This window comes from Metallibacterium sp. (genome assembly GCF_054637675.1).
Map to the genome: position 1 here is coordinate 11,608 of NZ_JBTSRB010000001.1, position 16,864 is coordinate 28,471.

At 69.4% G+C, this 16,864-nt stretch carries 14 protein-coding genes and 1 tRNA gene; 4 read left to right on the forward strand and 11 right to left on the reverse strand.

Going from position 1 to position 16,864, the window contains the following annotated elements; all coding sequences use genetic code 11:
• The first annotated feature begins 51 nt into the window (after nt 1-51).
• Nucleotides 52-2,214 (forward strand): TonB-dependent receptor family protein, encoded by a 2,163-nt coding sequence (locus tag ACYDAT_RS00035; protein ID WP_461448123.1) that lies wholly within the window; start codon nt 52-54, stop codon nt 2,212-2,214.
• Nucleotides 2,215-2,451: 237 nt separating this feature from the next.
• On the opposite strand, the gene ACYDAT_RS00040 is transcribed toward ACYDAT_RS00035, so the two are convergent.
• From ACYDAT_RS00040 to tgt, 11 genes are all read right to left on the reverse strand, one after another.
• Complete coding sequence (locus ACYDAT_RS00040) at nt 2,452-3,423, reverse strand: DUF4097 family beta strand repeat-containing protein (protein WP_461439752.1); 972 nt, start codon at nt 3,421-3,423, stop codon at nt 2,452-2,454.
• A gap of 52 nt (nt 3,424-3,475) precedes the next feature.
• The gene (locus ACYDAT_RS00045) at nt 3,476-3,904 is read right to left on the reverse strand and encodes a hypothetical protein (protein WP_461448124.1); all 429 of its coding nucleotides are present in this window, start codon (nt 3,902-3,904) and stop codon (nt 3,476-3,478) included.
• The gene (locus ACYDAT_RS00050; protein ID WP_461448125.1) at nt 3,901-4,485 is read right to left on the reverse strand and encodes an RNA polymerase sigma factor; all 585 of its coding nucleotides are present in this window, start codon (nt 4,483-4,485) and stop codon (nt 3,901-3,903) included. Before ACYDAT_RS00050 ends, ACYDAT_RS00045 begins: the two co-directional genes overlap by 4 nt.
• A 243-nt stretch (nt 4,486-4,728) precedes the next feature.
• Entirely contained in the window at nt 4,729-6,522 is a 1,794-nt protein-coding gene (locus ACYDAT_RS00055; protein ID WP_461448126.1) for a sensor domain-containing diguanylate cyclase, read from the reverse strand.
• Between the two features lie 180 nt (nt 6,523-6,702).
• Nucleotides 6,703-7,653 (reverse strand): arginase, encoded by a 951-nt coding sequence (rocF, locus tag ACYDAT_RS00060; RefSeq protein ID WP_461439756.1) that lies wholly within the window; start codon nt 7,651-7,653, stop codon nt 6,703-6,705.
• A gap of 49 nt (nt 7,654-7,702) precedes the next feature.
• Nucleotides 7,703-8,026: an Hpt domain-containing protein gene (locus ACYDAT_RS00065; RefSeq protein ID WP_461439757.1), complete on the reverse strand. Its 324-nt coding sequence runs from the start codon at nt 8,024-8,026 to the stop codon at nt 7,703-7,705.
• Between the two features lie 16 nt (nt 8,027-8,042).
• Nucleotides 8,043-8,118 (reverse strand) — tRNA-Thr (locus ACYDAT_RS00070).
• Nucleotides 8,119-8,185: 67 nt separating this feature from the next.
• Nucleotides 8,186-8,839: an SPOR domain-containing protein gene (locus tag ACYDAT_RS00075; protein WP_461448127.1), complete on the reverse strand. Its 654-nt coding sequence runs from the start codon at nt 8,837-8,839 to the stop codon at nt 8,186-8,188.
• A gap of 66 nt (nt 8,840-8,905) precedes the next feature.
• Nucleotides 8,906-9,661 (reverse strand): type III pantothenate kinase, encoded by a 756-nt coding sequence (locus ACYDAT_RS00080; protein WP_461448128.1) that lies wholly within the window; start codon nt 9,659-9,661, stop codon nt 8,906-8,908.
• Entirely contained in the window at nt 9,658-10,626 is a 969-nt protein-coding gene (locus ACYDAT_RS00085) for a biotin--[acetyl-CoA-carboxylase] ligase (RefSeq protein WP_461439760.1), read from the reverse strand. Before ACYDAT_RS00085 ends, ACYDAT_RS00080 begins: the two co-directional genes overlap by 4 nt.
• Before the next feature lie 1,012 nt (nt 10,627-11,638).
• On the reverse strand, nt 11,639-12,754 hold the full coding sequence (gene tgt / locus ACYDAT_RS00090; RefSeq protein ID WP_461448205.1) for a tRNA guanosine(34) transglycosylase Tgt: 1,116 nt from the start codon (nt 12,752-12,754) through the stop codon (nt 11,639-11,641).
• 574 nt (nt 12,755-13,328) lie between these two features.
• Between tgt and ACYDAT_RS00095 the strand changes: the two genes are divergently transcribed.
• From ACYDAT_RS00095 to ACYDAT_RS00105, 3 genes are all read left to right on the forward strand, one after another.
• A complete protein-coding gene (locus ACYDAT_RS00095; RefSeq protein ID WP_461448129.1) occupies nt 13,329-14,603 on the forward strand; it encodes an efflux RND transporter periplasmic adaptor subunit in 1,275 nt (424 codons plus the stop codon).
• 216 nt (nt 14,604-14,819) lie between these two features.
• Complete coding sequence (locus ACYDAT_RS00100) at nt 14,820-15,554, forward strand: ABC transporter ATP-binding protein (RefSeq protein WP_461440063.1); 735 nt, start codon at nt 14,820-14,822, stop codon at nt 15,552-15,554.
• Nucleotides 15,555-15,557: 3 nt separating this feature from the next.
• Nucleotides 15,558-16,859 (forward strand): ABC transporter permease, encoded by a 1,302-nt coding sequence (locus ACYDAT_RS00105; protein ID WP_461448130.1) that lies wholly within the window; start codon nt 15,558-15,560, stop codon nt 16,857-16,859.
• The last annotated feature ends 5 nt before the right edge of the window (nt 16,860-16,864 follow it).

A 16,864-nucleotide genomic window follows, 5' to 3' on the forward strand; every position in this document is an offset into this window, starting at 1 on the left:
AACCCGTGCCATCTTGCCGCATCGCCCACCGATACGTTTGCCGAGATCACCATGCCCATCCTTGCCACCCTGCCCCTGCTGCTCGCCAGCACGCACTTGCCCGCGCGTCAAAACGCCCTGCCCGCCAATGACCAGCCGCCGCTGACGCTACCCAAGATCGAGGTCGAACGCAGCGCCGAGCCATTCTGGAAGCCGAAGCTGCAATACCTGATGCCGGAGGTGGACGGCGCACTGATCACGGCGACCACCAAGACCACGGTCACGCGCATGGATCAGATCCCGACCGTGGCGCAGGACAACCTCACGCAACTGTTCGTGCGCACGCCCGGCATCATCGTGTCGCAGGAACAGGATCCGCTGCGCGTGAATCTCACCTACCGCGGCTTGGGCAATCCGCAGGAATCCGAATACGTGCTGGTGCTGCAGGATGGCATACCCACCGAACTGGACTGGATCGGATTTCCCACGCTGTACTACCAGCCGCCGCTGCAGGGCATCCGCGAAGTGCAGGTGATCCGCGGCGGCAACAGCCTGCTGTACGGGCCGGAGCCGGCGCCGGTGATCAACTTCGTGTCCAAGGGCGCGGTCGCCGGCGCGCCCTTCGGCGCCAGCACCGAGCAGATGATCGGCAGCCACGGCGGCTGGCAGACCTACAACGTGGTCAAGGGCAGCGACGGCGACTTCGCCTACCGCGTGGCCGGCTGGATCAACCGCAGCGACGGCCCGCGCGCCAACAGCGGCTACAATGTCAAGGGCATCGATGCCAACCTGCTGTGGACGCCCAGCGCGACCTCGCGGTGGGGCCTGGCCCTGCATCTGTACGACGCCGCATCCAATGACGCCGGACGCCTCACTTACGCGCAATGGGCGGCCAATCCCGACCTCACCACCACGCCGGCCAACCGCGAGTGGGCCGACCGCAACGTCGCCGTGCTGACCCATGAGCAGCGGTTCGGCGACCACTGGCGCTTCTACGGCAAGGCCTGGGCGGGTGATTCCGAGCTGACCCAGCGCGTGGCCAACCCGGCGGTACCGCCGCAGCCGCAGCCCACCGTCACCAACATCCAGGATGCGCGCTTCCGCTACGTCGGCACCGACCTGCGCCTGCGCCACGACTTCGGCCCTGGCGACACCTTCACCTTCGGCACGGTGCTGTACCACTCCGACGCGCCGCTGCGCGGCGCCAACTACACCAACCTGCTGGCGCCGCGCGATGCCACCGGCGGCGTACCCACGCTGGTGCAGGGGCGGCATTCCGATTATGCCTCGGTGTTCGCCGGCAGCCTGTTCCGCTTCGGGCCGGGGCATCGCTGGCATATCGTGCCCGCGCTGCGGCTCGATCACGAAAAAGTCAGTGTGTTCGAGACCGTGCGCCCGCCCAACCTGTCGCGGCCGCTGCTGAACACCACCGTCTCGCGCACCGTGCCGCTGTTCGGCCTCGGCATCGGCAACGACTTTTTCGACCATGGTCACCTCAACGAGACCTACTTCAACGTCTCCACCGGCTGGCGTCCGGTGCGCTATTTCGACATCGGCTCGCCGCACGCCAACATCATCCCCGGCACGGCCCCGGCGGTGCAGAAGGTGCTGAGCTACGAGTTGGGCATCCATGGCACGCCAACTGATGGCCTGTTCTACGACGCCAGCGTGTTCTGGATGGATTTCCACAACCGCATCGAGACCATCAACCTCAGTCCGATCGTCTCCATCGAGCAGAACAGCGGCAACACGCACAACGAGGGCTTCGAGGGCGAGCTGGCCTACGATTTTCTGCACGGCGACGCCAACGGCGAACATCTCGATGCGTTCGTCAATCTGCAGTTGCTGCACGCGCGCTTCGTGGCCAGCGCGATTCCCAACCAGGTCGGCAAGCCGCCGGCGTACTCGCCGCGTCATCTGGCCAAGGCCGGCGTCACCTGGCGCCGCGACGGCCGCTACAAGCTGGCGTTCACCGGGGTGTTCTCGGGTTCACAGTATTGGCAAGACAGCGCCCAGGATCAGCCCGGCATCGGCGGCACCGTGCTGTTGCCGGCACTGATCCCGGCGTACTCGGTGTGGGACTTCGCCGCCAACTGGAACCTCACGCCGCGTGTCGAGCTGCTGGGCGGCGTGTCCAACGTGTTCAACCGCGTGTACTACTCGCGGGTGTGGACCTACGGCATCGAGCCCGCCCTGGGCCGCACCTGGTACGCGGGCTTCAAGCTGAGCCTGTAAGAGCGGATCCGAAGCGAGTACGGCACTAGATCCCGGATCGGCGCTGCGCGCCATCCGGGATGAGCTCATTGCGTGGCTGCGCGCCGTACGGAATGACCTTATTCCATCGTCATCCCCGCGAAAGCGGGGATTCAAGGCATCACGCGCGGCAAGACCCACTGGATCCCGTGTCGGCGTTAAGCGCCGCCCGGGATGACATCACTGCGTGGCTGCGCGCCCGGCGATGACACCGCGCGCTCAGCCGCCTTGCTGCAGATGGATATCGCCCGACACGGTCTGCACGCGCAGGCTGCCGTCGCCGCTGCCGAAGCGGCCACTGACGCTGTGCTTCTGCACGGTCACGCCGGCCGGCAGCGCCCCGCCGATGCTGCCGCTGAGGCTGCCGAGATCGAGCCGTGCCGAAACGCCGGCCGGAACGCTCAGCCGCGCATCGCCGCTGACCGTGTTCAGGCTCACCGCGCCCGCGGGCGCCAGCGCGCTCAGGCTCAACTGCAGATCACCGGATACGCTTTTCAACGCAGCCTCGCTCACCCGCGCGCAGCCCAGACTGATATCACCCGACACCGTGGTGGCGCGCACGCTGCCGCACGCCAGCATCGCGCCGCGCACGTCCCCGGACACGTTATCGGCGTCCAGCCTGCCGATGACGGCGTTCAAATGCATGTCGCCGCTGACCGAATGCAGCCGCGCCACCGCGAAGCGCGCGTCGCTCAGCGTCATATCGCCGCTGACGCCGTCAGCGTCGAGGCGCGGGCTGTTCATGCCCTGCACGCGCGTATCTGCGCTGATCGCGTGCAGATCCAGGCGCGCGCCGCGCGGCGCGTACACAGTCAGGTGCACCGGCAGCAGTTTGGTCGAGCAGGAAAAACCCAGCCAGCACTGCTCGACCTTGGCGCGAATGCGCAGCGTGAAGCGACTGGCGCTGCTCTCGACTTCGGGCGGCTTGACCGCGGCCGGCTGCTGGCCGGTGACCCGCACCTCGGGCTTGTCCCAGGCGATCACCTGGATGCTGCCGGCGCCGTTGTCGATGCTGACGGTGCCATCCGCCGCCAGCGGCCGAGTGATGTTGATCGGGACCGATGGCGCATCCGCCGAGGGCGTCGGCGCGGCCTGCGCGCGCGGCAGCACGAGCGCCAGCGCGCACGCGGCCAGCGCGATCAGAACATTGCGCGCCAGACGGCGATCATGATGCGAGATGTGCATGGACATGGGGTGCTCCTTGGGTGGATTGGACCGGCCTGCGCCGGCGTGAACAGGGGCGTCAGCTGCCTTGCAGGCGGTGCGCGATGGCCGCGCGCTGCAAAGCGGTTTGCACGCGCATTTCGGTAATGAAGCCGGCCTGTGGTTGCATACGCTGCGCGGCGCCGAGGCTGGCCTGCGCCTGATCGAGCTGCAACAGCGCGGTCTGCAGCGCGCGCTGGCCGGCGACATCGCGCACAGCCAGCGCGCGCGCCGGCAGCATCTGCGGCAGCAGCAGACCGAGGCCGACACCGAGCAATAGCACGGCGGCCAGCGCCGGCCACGGCGTGCGCCACGCATTGCGCGCAGGCGTTGACATGACGACGGATGCGTGCGGCAGTTGCGCGGCGATGCGGTCCCACAGCGCGGCGGGCGGGGCCACGTCGTCGGCCAGCGCGCGCAAGGCGCGACGCAAGGCCAGCGCGGCTGACGTGTCATCGTGATGATTCATGCGCGATCCTCCAGTTGTGCGCGCAGCAGCGCGCGGGCGCGGTGCAGATGCGCCTTGCACGAGCCCGGCGCCAGATCCAGCGCCAGCGCGATCTCGGCGTGCGTCCAGCCCTCGATGTCGTGCAGCACCAGCACGCTGCGCGCACGCGGTGGCAGGCCTGCGACCGCACGCTCCAGTTCGCCGCGTTCGAGCGGACAGAACACGGCTTGCGTCGCGGTTGTTTCGGCCAGGTTCTCGTCAACGCAGGTTTCGATGCGACTGCCCGCCGCGCGCACGCTGGCCAGCGCGCTGTTCACCGCAATGCGGTACAGCCAGGTGCCGAACGCGCTATCACCGCGAAATCCCGGCAAGGCGCGCCACGCCTGCAGAAACGCATCCTGGGCGAGATCCTCGGCGCGCGCGTGGTCGTAACCGGTCAGACGCAGCAGCACGCCCAGCACGCGCGGCGAATGGCGTCGATACAAGGCCTCGAACGCCGCCACCGCGCCACGCGCCGCCGCCGCGACCAGAGCCGCATCGGCATCGTCAGGCAAAGGCAGCGACATGTGCGGGCGCAGGCCGGGCAAGGTTCCGTCCATCATGCCGCGTTGGATGCCACAGCGGGACGGAGGGTTTAGCCGCCGGGATTGGAAAGTTACGACTGGTCTCGGCCAAGCGCGTCACCCCCGCGCAGGCGGGGGTCCAGTCTTTCCGCAAGACCGACAAAGCGCCTGGATTCCCGCCTGCGCGGGAATGACGAAGGTGGCTGCGGCATGACAATCGCGGCGATGCGGTGGATGACACTCTCCCGCCCCCCACCCCCCCGCTCCCCCATTCCCGACCTCTCAGCGCTCGCGTTCACCCTGCCCGCTGCGTTCTGCGGCGCGGCGTGCGAGCAGATCAAGGTCGGCGCGCTTCATGGCCGCCTCGAAGCTCTCACCACCCTGACGCAAGGCCCAGCCCGCCGACACCGCGAAGCCCAGCTCGGCCTCGGAGCGCAGTTCCAGCCGGTGCGCGATCTCGCGCAGCACGCTCTCGCTGGTATCCGGCAGCACCAGCGCGAACTCGTCGCCGCCGAGGCGCACGACCACATCCTGGCTACGACAGGCGGCGCGCAGGAATTGCGCCAGCTTGCGCAGCATGGCGTCGCCCTGGGCATGACCATAGGTGTCATTGAAGCGCTTGAAGCTGACCACATCGACCACGATGCAGCCGAATTGCTGTTCGCTGCCGCGCGCGGAGAACTCCTCCAAATAGCGGCGGTTGTAAACACCGGTCAGTGGATCGCTCATGGTGCGCTCGCGCAACTGACGGTCGTAGTTCTGGCGCAGGGTGATGTCCTGCGCCACCAGCAGGATCTGCGGCGGGTTGTCCTCGGGATAGGCCAGGCTGTGGTACTGCCAGGTGCGGCGCTCGCCGCCACGACCACGCACGCTGATCACCCCGGTGTCGCGACGCCGGCTGGCGCTGCGCTCGAGCATGGCCAGCGCCGCGTCGTGATCCTCGGGCTCCATGAAATCGGTCAACAGATGGCCGACCAATTCGCCAGCTTCCACGCCCAGCGCTCCGGCCACCGCGCCGTTGGCCTGCAGTACCCGGCCATCGCGATCATGGCTCCACACCAGCCAGATGCCGGAGTCGATCAGGTCGCGATAGCGCCGCTCGTACAACTCGCCCTCGCTGGCCGCGCCCTCGCGCGGGCGAATCAGCAGCAGGCGCGCATCGCGACGCGCATACAGCAAGGGACTGGAAGTGACCTGCACCGGCATTTGCCGCCCGTCGCGGCGGCGATGCGTGGGCCCGCGCAGCAGGCTCAGCGCGGGATCGTTGCCCGGCTCCACGGCGATGGCGTTGGCGCCCAACGCCAGCAAATCCTCGGCGGCGTAGGCATAAAAGCGCTCGGCGGCGGCGTTCACCGCCAGCAACGCGCCATCCTGCGCCATCACCAGCGCCGGCAGCGGATGGTCCTCGAACAGCGCGCGCCATTCGCTGTCGCGCTGTTCCTGAAACTGACGCCAGGCACGCTCGCCGCCCACTTCGCGACCGATCTCCAGCAACCCGAACGCACGCCGCCGCGGCAGCGCCAGCGCCTGCTTGCTGACCAGGTATTCGCACATGCGCCCATCCGGATCAGGCCCGCGTCGGCGCAGGGTGAGCCGTCCCGGCTCGGTGAGCAGCGCGGCGGTTTCGGCGGCGCGCCCGGCGGCAGCCTCGGGATCGAGAAAATCGCCTTCGGTGTAGCCCAGCACATCGGCTGGCTCGGCGCCCAACATGGCCGCGGCCGGACGCGTGGCGAACAGAAAGCGACCCTGGGCGTCACGCAAACTGACCGGTTCGCGCAGCTCGCCGGCGAAAGCCTGCAGCAGTACCTCGGCGCGGCGCAGCGCGCGGCGACGCAGCAGGCTGCCGTAAACCATCAACGCCAACACCAGCAGCGCGGCCAGCGCGCAGACCAGCGCCACGACAGGCAGCAACACAGCCAGCAGACCGGCAGCGGCGCCCAGCAGCGCGCCCACCACCGCCAACGCCGGCGCCAGCGCCATCAGCGCGCGCTGGCGCCGTGCCTGCGGCGTGCCGGGCACGGCGCCGCCCAGCGCGCTGCCCGGCGATGCGGCGTTTTGATCGGAGTGTCTGAGCATGGGCCGTCCCGCCCTTCCTCGCTCGGCCACGACAGGTGACCGTTGTTGCCTGTCCTTGATGCACGAACCGTGCACAGCGCGCGCAGTCACCGCGCGCCGCGACAAATGTTCACTGGTGTGTCGGAAGGTGACCGTGCTCAAGCTGTGAATTGCATCACACATTGCCTCCGGCTGCTTGCTTCAACCGCGCATCAGCGTGGATTTGCCGAACAGGCTCTCGACCAGATCCACCGCCAGCCGCGCGGTGCGGTTGTGATCGTCGAAGGCCGGATTCAACTCCATGATGTCGAGCGAGGCCAGACGGCCGCTGTCGGCGATCATCTCCATGACGAGCTGCGCCTCGCGATAGTTCGGCCCGCCAGGCACCGTGGTGCCGACCCCGGGCGCGATGCCGGGATCGAGAAAATCCACGTCGAAGCTCACGTGCAGATGGGTGTCGGCATCCAGACCGGCGAGGGCTTCGTTCATGGCGCGCTTCATGCCCATCTCGTCGACGTAGCGCATGTCGAAGATGGCGAGGCCGGCGTCGTGCACCAGTCGGCGCTCGCCCGGATCGACCGCGCGGATGCCGATCTGGCGGATTTCGTCCGCACGCAGCGCCGGCGCCGGGCCGGTCAGCGTGGTCAGCTCGAGCGGGCCATGGCCGCACAGGCACGCCACCGGCATGCCGTGGATGTTGCCCGAGGGGGTGATGGCGTGGGTGTTGAAATCGGCGTGCGCGTCGAGCCACAGCACGCGCAGCTTGCGCCCCCGCGCGCGACAGTGGCGCGCCACCGCGCCGATCGAGCCGATGGCGAGACAATGATCGCCGCCCAGCAGAATCGGCAGCCGCGCCTGCGCCAGCTCCGCGTCGATGGCCTCGGCCACGGCACGTGCCCACGCCTGCACCTCGGGCAGGTGACGATAGCCATCGCGCGGCGGCTGCCACGGATTCATCGGACCGCCGAGATTGCCGCGGTCGAGCACCTCCAGCCCACGTGCGCGCAATGCCTCGGCCAAGCCGGCGACGCGCAGCGCCTCGGGACCCATGGCGGCGCCGCGATGCCCGGCGCCGATGTCGGTGGGCGCGCCGATCAGGCTGATGCGCGGCAGCGCGCGCGCGGTCGGGTTTGCGGAAACGGCAGGGGTCATGACGGTCCTCCACATCGAGCGCGCGGCGCGCGGTGGCGCAGCGCGGAAATCAGACCGCCTCGGGCGGCTGATCGAAAGCCACGAGCAGCGCGGCGACTGCGACCGCCACGGCATCAGGACCGGCTTCGAGGCGCGGAATGAGCGCGGTATCCAGCGCGCGCGCGGCAACGCCCAACGCCACGTAACCGTAATTGTCAGCCGCGCCGCCGAGGCGATGCACCAGCGCCTGCAGTTCACCGCGCGCCGCGGCGTCACCGGCTTGCCATGCGCGCCAACTGCGTGCGATCGCGGCGCGCTTGTCCGGCAGCGACTGCGCGAATGCGGCCGCCAGTGCCGCCAGGCGCGCGTCGTAATCCACACCGGGTTCGTTCACGTGCAGGCTCCGAGGCTGGTGCCGGCACCCCGACTCGAACGGGGGACCTACCGCTTACAAGGCGGTTGCTCTACCAACTGAGCTATGCCGGCGTGCGCGCATTGTAACTGCCTCGTGCGATACGCCCGATCACCGCCATCGAACAGGTCGGCGCGCGGTTCAATCGCAGGCGCGCGCCTGCGCGTTGAGGATGTCGGCGTGCGCGACATGGGTTTGCCAGACGAAGCCCGGCGCGGCCGGCAACTGGAACTCGATGTAGTACTGCGGCACCTGCTCGACGCGCTGGCGCATCTGCGCGGGGAAACCCAGCGCGCGCAGTTGCGCTTCGCGCCGCTGCGCGTTGGCCGGATCCTGGAACAATCCCAGCGAGATGCTGTTCTGCTGATCGCCGGCGGTGATCACGTAGTCGTCGCGCACACCGTGCGCGGCCAGTGCGCGTGCCGTGGCCAGCGCCTGCTCGCGCCCGGCAGCGGTCAGATACACCCACCAGCCGCGCGAAACCGCGGACTCGGCCACGCGGTACTGGATGCGCGGCACGTGCGCATCAAGCGCGGCGAAGGCCTGGTGCATCTCGGCCTGCGTGGTGAACGGACCCACGCTGAGGCACTGCGCGGGCGTGCCGGGCGCGGCTGCGCCCGGTGTGGACAGCGCCCGCGTCGCGGCGCGCGGCAACGCTTCATGCAGCAGATGCAGCGTGGGCACGCCGGCCACCGTGGCCGGCACCGGTCGCGCCACCCGCCCGCCCCACAGCCACCACGCCGCCGCGGCGAGGTTGAGCAGCAGCAACAGCAGCACGGTCAGGCGCAGGATCATGCGGCGATTTTAGGCGCAGCGCCACGCAAGATCGGTGACCGCGCGCAGATTCCCGACACGGCGTGCTCAGCCCGCATCGCGCTGCGCATGCGCGGCAATCGCCAGACCGCGCAGCACCGCATCGGGAAACAACTGCGCCGCGCGCCGCAACTGCGCCTGCAAACGCGGCGCGTCGCCACCGGCCAGCAGCAGCCGCGGCTGCGCGCCCAGCGCCAGCGCGGATTCCTCGCAGAAACGCTCGACCAGCGTCGTCGTCGCCAGCCACGCGCCGGAACCCAGCGCGTCCTCGGTGTTGTCGGCCAACCAGACCACGCGACCCTCGCCTTGCGCGCGCACGCGCCCGGCCGCACCCAGCAAGGCTTGCTGCATCAGCGCGGGCGCCGCCACGATCAGTCCGCCGCGATGGCACCCATCGGCGCCCAGCGCATCCAGCGTCAGCGCCGTGCCCAAGCTGGCCAGCACGCACGGCGCATCACCGGCGGCGTGCGCAGCGACCAGCCCGAGCAGGCGATCAATGCCCAGGTGCGCCGGCTCGCGGTAGGCGCTGCGTACGCCGCACAGCATCGCCGCGCTGCGCTGTGCGCGCGGCTCGATGCGCAGCACGCGTTGCACGATGGCGATGACCTGCGCCTCGCGCGCGGGTGCCGCGACCGCAGCCATGTGCACCGCGCGCAGCGGCGGCAGCGCGGCCAGCAGCGCACCCAAGCGCGTCTCGAAGTCCGGCGTCTCCCACGCCAGCGCCAGCGCCGCGCCGCGCAATTGCGCGCCTTCGGCCAGCGCCCACTTCAGGCGCGTGTTGCCGAGATCCAGCAGCAGATTCACGCGCGCACCGACACTTCGGCGCTGTCCAGCAACAGCGTTTGCGCCCCGCGCAGCACGCGCAGCGCGCCGCGCGCATCGACGCCTTGCGCGCTTGCACGAAACGTTTCACTGCCGGTCTGCACGCTCAATTCGCGCCCGGCCAGCGCATCCAGCGCGGCGTAACGCGCGGCGAATGCGGCAAAGCCCTCGCGCGCGAACAGCGCCAAGACCTCGGCCAGCGCCGCCAGCAGCGCGGCGGCCAGCGCGTTGCGTGCCGGCGCCACGCCGCCGCAAGCATCCACCAGATCGGCCACCGGCTGCCCGGCGTCGGCACGCACGGCCGCCGGCATGCACACGTTGAGGCCGATGCCGATCAACGCATGGCACGGCCCCAGAAACTCGCCGCCCAGCTCCACCAGAATCCCGGCCAGCTTGCCGCCGTCATGCTGCACGTCGTTGGGCCACTTCAGCGTGATCGCATGCGCGCCACGCGCGTGCAGGGTTTCGGCCACCGCCACGCCCACCGCCAGCGACAAGCCGGCCAGCGCGGCGAAACCGTGCTCGAAGCGCCACAGCAGCGAGAACGTCAGCCCCAACGCCGGCGGCGCCAGCCAGCTGCGTCCGCGCCGGCCGCGCCCGGCGCTCTGGCGCTCGGCAAAAATCGCGCTGCCCGAAGGCAATAACGCCGCGCGCCGCTGCAACTCGCTGGAGGTCGAATCGAGCTGCCAGTGAATCTCGATGCACGGCCATGCTTTGCCCACACCGCGCGGCAGCGCCGCGCGCAGCGCGTCGCCATCGAGCAATTGCAGCGGACATTGCAAGTGATAACCGCGGCCACCCTGCGCGGCAATGGGCAACCCCGCCGCGCGCAGGTTCTCGATCTGCTTCCACACCGCCGCGCGGCTGACGCCCAGCGTCGCCGCCAGCGTCGCGCCAGAATGCGTGGCACCATCGGCCAGGGTTGCAAGCAGCGCGCGTTCGTCCATGCTCGCAGTTTAGCCGCGTGGCGCGACATATTCGGATGACTGTTCTTGCGTGGCGCTCGGCAAGGTTTCCTTGTCGTGAGCCGCTACCGCTCAGTCTCTCTCTTTGCCAGATTGCTTTGGTTCCGTGCGGCCGTCGCCGCGCGGGTTACTTTCCTCTTGGGGAAAGTAACCAAAGCCGTCCCGCGGCGGCCTGCGCCCCGCCGCTGCGCGGGGTGACTAGCCTCGCGCATCCCGCGCTGGGCAAGTCACGCGGCCCTCGGCTCCTGCCTCGGGCGCTCGACGCCGCGCCCTGCGCTGCGCGCCGGCCGCCTTGTCCGCTCTCGCATCCTGCTTCGCGGCCAAGCCCGGCCCGCGCCATCCCGGCGCGGGCGCCCAGCGCGAACTCGCCCATCCCTGGGCTCGAACATGCGCGCCTTGCCCTCGCGCCCGACTGCGCTGCTCGGCACTGACCAACGCTACGAAGATCAGAGGCAACGACGCGCGCGCAGCGCGCGTGCTCTTGATCTTCAATCCTCTTCGGCAACGGCGGGACTGCGCGGGACAAGCACGAAGTGTGAGCGCGCGGGGCGAGGCAGCGCCAGCTGCCGAACGCCCGCGACACGATGTTGCGGGCCGGACGATCCGACCAGTGCCGGATGCGCAGGCCGAGATCGCGCTCACGCGCAAGCGCGCGCACCCGCGCAGCGGGCGCTGCTGTCGGGGTCGGCTTTCTTGGGTTCCTTATCTTTGCCGAGCACTGCGCCGCAGGAGCGGCGCGAACCGCGTAGCGGGCCCCGCAGGGGCGGAGGGCAGGATGCCCGAAGTAAAGCGCGGCGGCAGCCGCACGGAACAGGGCAACCTTGCCAAGCACCACGCAAGAGCGGTCGTTCACGTACAACACATGCCAAGCAAGTGCGAACCCTCACCCGGCGCTGCGCGCCACCCTCTCCCGAGGGGAGAGGGAAATCCCGCCCGGAGGGTGAGAGGAATGCAGGGCCGGCTCTTTGCGGAAGTGATGCGACCCGGCTGGGCGCTACTCCGACGCCACCTGGCGCGCGGCTGCAAACGCGGCGCAGAAGTCGTCCAGTTGCGCGGCGGCGATGGCATCGCGCAGCCCGGCCATCAGGCGCTGGTAATAGCGCAGGTTGTGCTGCGTGGCCAGGATGCTGCCGAGGATCTCGTTGCAGCGGTCCAGATGGCGCAGATAGGCGCGACTGAAACCGCCGGCGCAGGCGGCGCAGTCGCAGCCTTCCTCGATCGGGCGCGTATCGGTGGCGTAGCGCGCGTTGCGGATACGCAGCGTGCCCTGCGCGGTGAACAGGAACCCGTTGCGCGCGTTGCGCGTGGGCATCACGCAGTCGAACAGGTCCACGCCGCGGCGCACCGCCGCGACGATGTCCTCGGGGCGGCCCACGCCCATCAGATAGCGCGGGCGCTCGGCAGGTAGCAGCGGCAGGGTTTCATCGAGGGTACGGTTGCGCTCGGCCTCGGGCTCGCCCACGGCGAGGCCACCCAAGGCGTAGCCGTCGAAACCGATCTGGCGCAGGCCCGCAGCCGAGCGCTGGCGCAACTCGGGGTACACGCCGCCCTGCACGATGCCGAACAGCGCGTTGCGGTTGCGCAGATCATCGAAGGCGCGGCGCGAGCGCTCGGCCCAGCGCAAGGAGAGTTCCATCGAATCGCTGACCTCGCGCGCGCTGGCCGGATACGGCGTGCACTCATCGAAGATCATCACCACGTCCGCATCGAGCACGCGCTGGATGCGCATGGATTCCTCGGGCGAGAGAAACACCTTGCTGCCGTCCACCGGCGAGGCGAAGCTGACGCCTTGCTCGGTGATCTTGCGCCGGTGCGCCAGCGAGAACACCTGGAATCCGCCGGAGTCGGTGAGGATCGGCCCGTCCCAGCGCATGAAGCCGTGCAGGCCGCCGCAGCGCTCGATCACCTGCAGCCCCGGGCGCAGCCACAGATGAAAGGTGTTGCCCAGGATCATCTGCGCGCCACTGCCGCGCAGGTCGGCGGGCGTCATCGCCTTGACCGTGCCGTAGGTGCCCACCGGCATGAACGCCGGCGTCTCCACCACGCCGCGCGCGAATCGCACGCGTCCGCGCCGCGCCGCGCCATCGCTGTTGAGCAGGCTGAAATGCATGCTCACGCGCGCCGCGCCAGTAGCGCGCGCTGCGGCATGGGGGACGCGGCGCGCGCATCGGGCGGCGTGGCGGATGGAATCGAAGATGAGGGCGTGGACATGGCGGGCGAGTTTCGCAGGATCGGTGATGGATGGCTTGCAGCGTGGGAATCGGGACTGTGGAATCGGGGTGAGCGAGATCGCGCGGCGCGGGATTCACCGGCTTGTCATGCCGAGCGTAGCGAACCCTCTCGGCGCACGGGTGCACGTTGTAGTCCGCGCCAACGCTGCGCGGTGATCAAAACCGTGAGGCTTCGGCCCGCGGCCTCGAACAAGCATGGCATGGCGTGTGGTCCGGCTTTCCGAATGGCCATGCCGAGTTTCGCCGTGGATGACAAAACACTGCATCAAACAGCACGCGCGCATGACAGCGCGAACCCTCGAGAATCCCGCCGCGACTGTCCGCACGCTGTCCGCGGACACTGCATCGGCACGCGCCGCGCGCGCAACTGCTTGAACGCACAGTCCTGCGCAGCGTCTGCGCACCTGGCACGCGCCTTGCCTTGTGTTGGCTAGTGCAATCCACGGGGCGGGCATGAATTTTCGCGATACACAGGGGCAGGATTTCGTGCTGGAGACCGCGCAGGGCTGGCGCCGGCACAAGCGCCGGCTGCTTTATATCGGCAGCGCGGTGCTGGTCGCGCTGCTGCTGGGCGTGCTGCTCACGCGCTACTTCGCCGCATCCAACAGCGTCAGTCTGAGCCGGCTGGAAGTGGCCACGGTGCAGCAGGGCGCGTTCGTGCGCGACATCGCCGCCGATGGGCGCGTGGTCGCCGCGGTCAGCCCGACGCTGTACGCGGCGGCCTCGGGCACGGTGCGCTATCAGGTGCAGGCCGGTGATGCCGTGCAAAAAAATGCGGTGCTGGGCATCGTCGAAAGCCCCGAGCTGACCAATCGCCTGGCGCAGGAGCAGGCCACGCTGCAAAGCCTGAGCCTGGCCTATGAGAACGCGCACCTCGATGCGCAAAAGAAGCGCCTGGCCGCGCGCCAGAAACTGGAGGACGCGCGCATCGACCTCAAATCCGCGCAGACCGATCTCGATCGCAACACGCGCGCCTACAAGATGGGCGCGGTGCCCGAGATCAACGTGCTGCGCGCGCAGGACGCGCTGGACAAGGCGCAGATCAGCCTGCGCCACGCCGAGCAGGATCAGGGCCTGGACAATCGCATGGTCGCGTTCGAGATTCGCAGCAAGCGCCTCGCCGCCGAGCGCCAGCAACTGATCGTGGCCGACTTGCAGCGTCAGGTCGATGCGCTGACCCTGCGCGCGCCGGTCACCGGCCAGGTCGGGCAACTGGCGGTGGCCGATCGCACCAAGGTGGCCAAGGACGCGGCGCTGCTGAGCGTGGTGGATTTGTCGGCGCTGGAAGTCGAGATCAAGGTGCCGGAAAGCTTCGCGCGCGATCTGGCGCCGGGCATGCACGCCGAGATCAGCGGCGACGGCCAGCGCTGGCCGGGCATCGTCGGCGCGATCTCGCCCGAGGTGGTTGGCGGCGAAGTGGCGGCGCGCGTGCGCTTCGCCAGCGCGCGCCCGGCCGGACTGCGTCAGAACCAGCGCCTCAGCGTGCGCGTGGTGCTGCAGCGCGTGGCCGATGCCATCACCGTGGCGCGCGGCCCGTCGCTGGACAGCGACGGCGGCAGCGCGGTGTACGTGCTGCATGGCGACCTCGCGGTGCGCACGCCGGTGCGCCTCGGTCCCAGCAGCATCGACCGCGTGCAGATTCTCGCCGGGTTGAAGCCGGGCGAACGTGTCGTGGTCGCCGGCGCCGAGAGTTTCCACGACGCGCCGCGCGTGGTGATCAGTCATTGAGAATTTCCTTCTCCCGCCGGGGCGAGGCTGCGCGCTGATGATCTGCCGCGGGCAGATCATGCACAGCCGAACGCCCGAGCGCTGTGCGCGAGGGCCGGGGAAGGTGGCCGCAGGCCGGATGAGGGTTCGACCTTGCGCAACGCTGAGCAAGACCCGAACCCTCACCCCAACCCCTCTCCCGCTGGGAGAGGGGCTTGATCCAACCCGGAGAACGTGATGCTCGAGATGCGCGAAGTGTCCAAGGTGTATCGCACCGAAACCGTCGAGACCCACGCCCTGCGCGGCTTCTCGCTGAAGGTCGACGAGGGCGAGTTCGTCGCCGTCACCGGGCCGTCGGGCTCGGGCAAGACCACGTTCCTGACCATCGCCGGGCTGCTCGAGGATTTCACCCGCGGCGAGTACCTGCTGGACCACGTCAACGTGCACGGCATGAACGACAACCAGCGCTCGCGCCTGCGCAACGAGAAGATCGGCTTCGTGTTCCAGGCCTTCAACCTGATCCCCGACCTCAACGTGCTGGACAACGTCGAGGTGCCGCTGCACTACCGCCACATGAGCGGCGGCGAGCGGCGCCAGCGCGCGCTGGCGGCGCTGGAGCGCGTCGGTCTATCGGCACGCCTCAAGCACTACCCGGCCGAACTCTCCGGTGGCCAGCAGCAGCGCGTGGCGATCGCGCGCGCGCTGGCCGGCGGCCCGCGCCTGCTGCTCGCGGACGAGCCCACCGGCAACCTCGATACCGCCATGGCGCGCGGGGTGATGGAGCTGATCGAGGAAATCCACCGCGAGGGCGCCACCATCATCATGGTCACCCACGATCCCGAGCTGGCCGCGCGTGCGCAGCGCAACGTGCACATCGTCGACGGCATGGCCACCGGGGTCAGCGAGGAGCCGCGCTTCCATCCCGGCCTGCGCGAGCGCACCGCGGGCGATCTCGCGCTGCCGCGGGGCTGAGTCATGGGCGCCTACTACCTGCGCCTGGCCCTGCGCGCGCTGCGCAACAGCCCGGCGCTGACCGCGCTGATGGTGCTGGCGCTGGCCGTGGGCATCGGCGCCAGCATGACCATGCTCACCGTGCTGCACGTGCTCTCCGGCGATCCGCTGCCGGGGCGCAGCGCGCACCTGTACTACCCGCAAGTCGATCCGCGGCCTCTGGCGCGCGGCGGCGATGGCAAGCCCGAGCCACCCGGCCTGCTCACCTACATCGACGCCGAGAATCTGCTGCAGCAGGGCAAGGCCACGCGCGCGGCGGTGATGTACCAGGGTGCCGGCGTGGTGCAGCCGCCGACGGGCTCGGTGCTGCATCCGTTCGTGGTGAGCTCGCGCCTGACCGGCGGCGATTTCTTCAGCATGTTCGAGGTGCCGTTTCGATTCGGCGGTGGCTGGTCGAAAGCCGATGATGCCGGCGCCGCGCACGTGGCGGTGATCTCGCAGAGGTTGGACCGCAAGCTGTTCGGCGGCGCCGACAGCGTCGGCCGCATGCTCAGTTACGGCGGCCACAGTTTCCGCATCATCGGCGTGCTGGCGCACTGGCGCCCGGTGCCGCGTTTCTACGATCTCGATTCATCGCGCTACGGCGAGGTCGAACAGGTTTTCATTCCGTTCAACACCGCGCGCGCGCTGAATTTCGCCGTCAGCGGCTCCACCAATTGTTACGGCAAGCCCGGAAAGAACCTGGACACCTCGCCGTGCGGCTTCATCCAGATGTGGGTGCAACTGGATGGCGCCAGAGCCGCAGCGGCGTATCAGCGCTTCCTGGCCAACTACTCCGCGCAGCAGCATGCCGCCGGGCGCTTCCAGCGGCCGCCCAACGTGCGTCTGGACGACCTGATGCAGTGGCTGGCCTATAACCACGTGGTGCCCGATGACGTGCGCATGCAAGCCTGGCTGGCGCTGGGCTTTCTGCTGGTGTGCGTGGTCAACACCGTGGGCCTGCTGCTGGCCAAGTTCCTGCGCCGCTCCAACGAGATCGGCGTGCGCCGCGCGCTGGGCGCCTCGCGCCGCGCGATCTTCGCGCAACTGCTGATCGAGGCCGGCATGATCGGCGCGGCCGGCGCGCTGCTCGGCTTGCTGCTCACCTGGCTGGGCCTGTGGCTGGTGCGCCAGCAGCCGTCCGACTACGCCAGCCTCGCGCATCTACAACCGGCGATGCTGGTCGCCACCCTGGCGCTGGCGCTGTTCGCCAGCCTCGTCGCCGGGCTACTGCCGGCGTGGCGCGCGTGCCTGATTCCGCCCGCTTTGCAACTCAAGACCCAGTGAGGCCC

Coding starts and splice junctions, on each gene's coding strand:
- ACYDAT_RS00035 (WP_461448123.1), top strand. CDS start 52: ATGCCCATCCTTGCCACCCTGCCCCTGCTGCTCGCCAGCACGCACTTG.
- ACYDAT_RS00040 (WP_461439752.1), bottom strand. CDS start 3,423: ATGTCCATGCACATCTCGCATCATGATCGCCGTCTGGCGCGCAATGTT.
- ACYDAT_RS00045 (WP_461448124.1), bottom strand. CDS start 3,904: ATGAATCATCACGATGACACGTCAGCCGCGCTGGCCTTGCGTCGCGCC.
- ACYDAT_RS00050 (WP_461448125.1), bottom strand. CDS start 4,485: ATGATGGACGGAACCTTGCCCGGCCTGCGCCCGCACATGTCGCTGCCT.
- ACYDAT_RS00055 (WP_461448126.1), bottom strand. CDS start 6,522: ATGCTCAGACACTCCGATCAAAACGCCGCATCGCCGGGCAGCGCGCTG.
- rocF (WP_461439756.1), bottom strand. CDS start 7,653: ATGACCCCTGCCGTTTCCGCAAACCCGACCGCGCGCGCGCTGCCGCGC.
- ACYDAT_RS00075 (WP_461448127.1), bottom strand. CDS start 8,839: ATGATCCTGCGCCTGACCGTGCTGCTGTTGCTGCTGCTCAACCTCGCC.
- ACYDAT_RS00085 (WP_461439760.1), bottom strand. CDS start 10,626: ATGGACGAACGCGCGCTGCTTGCAACCCTGGCCGATGGTGCCACGCAT.
- tgt (WP_461448205.1), bottom strand. CDS start 12,754: ATGCATTTCAGCCTGCTCAACAGCGATGGCGCGGCGCGGCGCGGACGC.
- ACYDAT_RS00095 (WP_461448129.1), top strand. CDS start 13,329: ATGAATTTTCGCGATACACAGGGGCAGGATTTCGTGCTGGAGACCGCG.
- ACYDAT_RS00100 (WP_461440063.1), top strand. CDS start 14,820: ATGCTCGAGATGCGCGAAGTGTCCAAGGTGTATCGCACCGAAACCGTC.
- ACYDAT_RS00105 (WP_461448130.1), top strand. CDS start 15,558: ATGGGCGCCTACTACCTGCGCCTGGCCCTGCGCGCGCTGCGCAACAGC.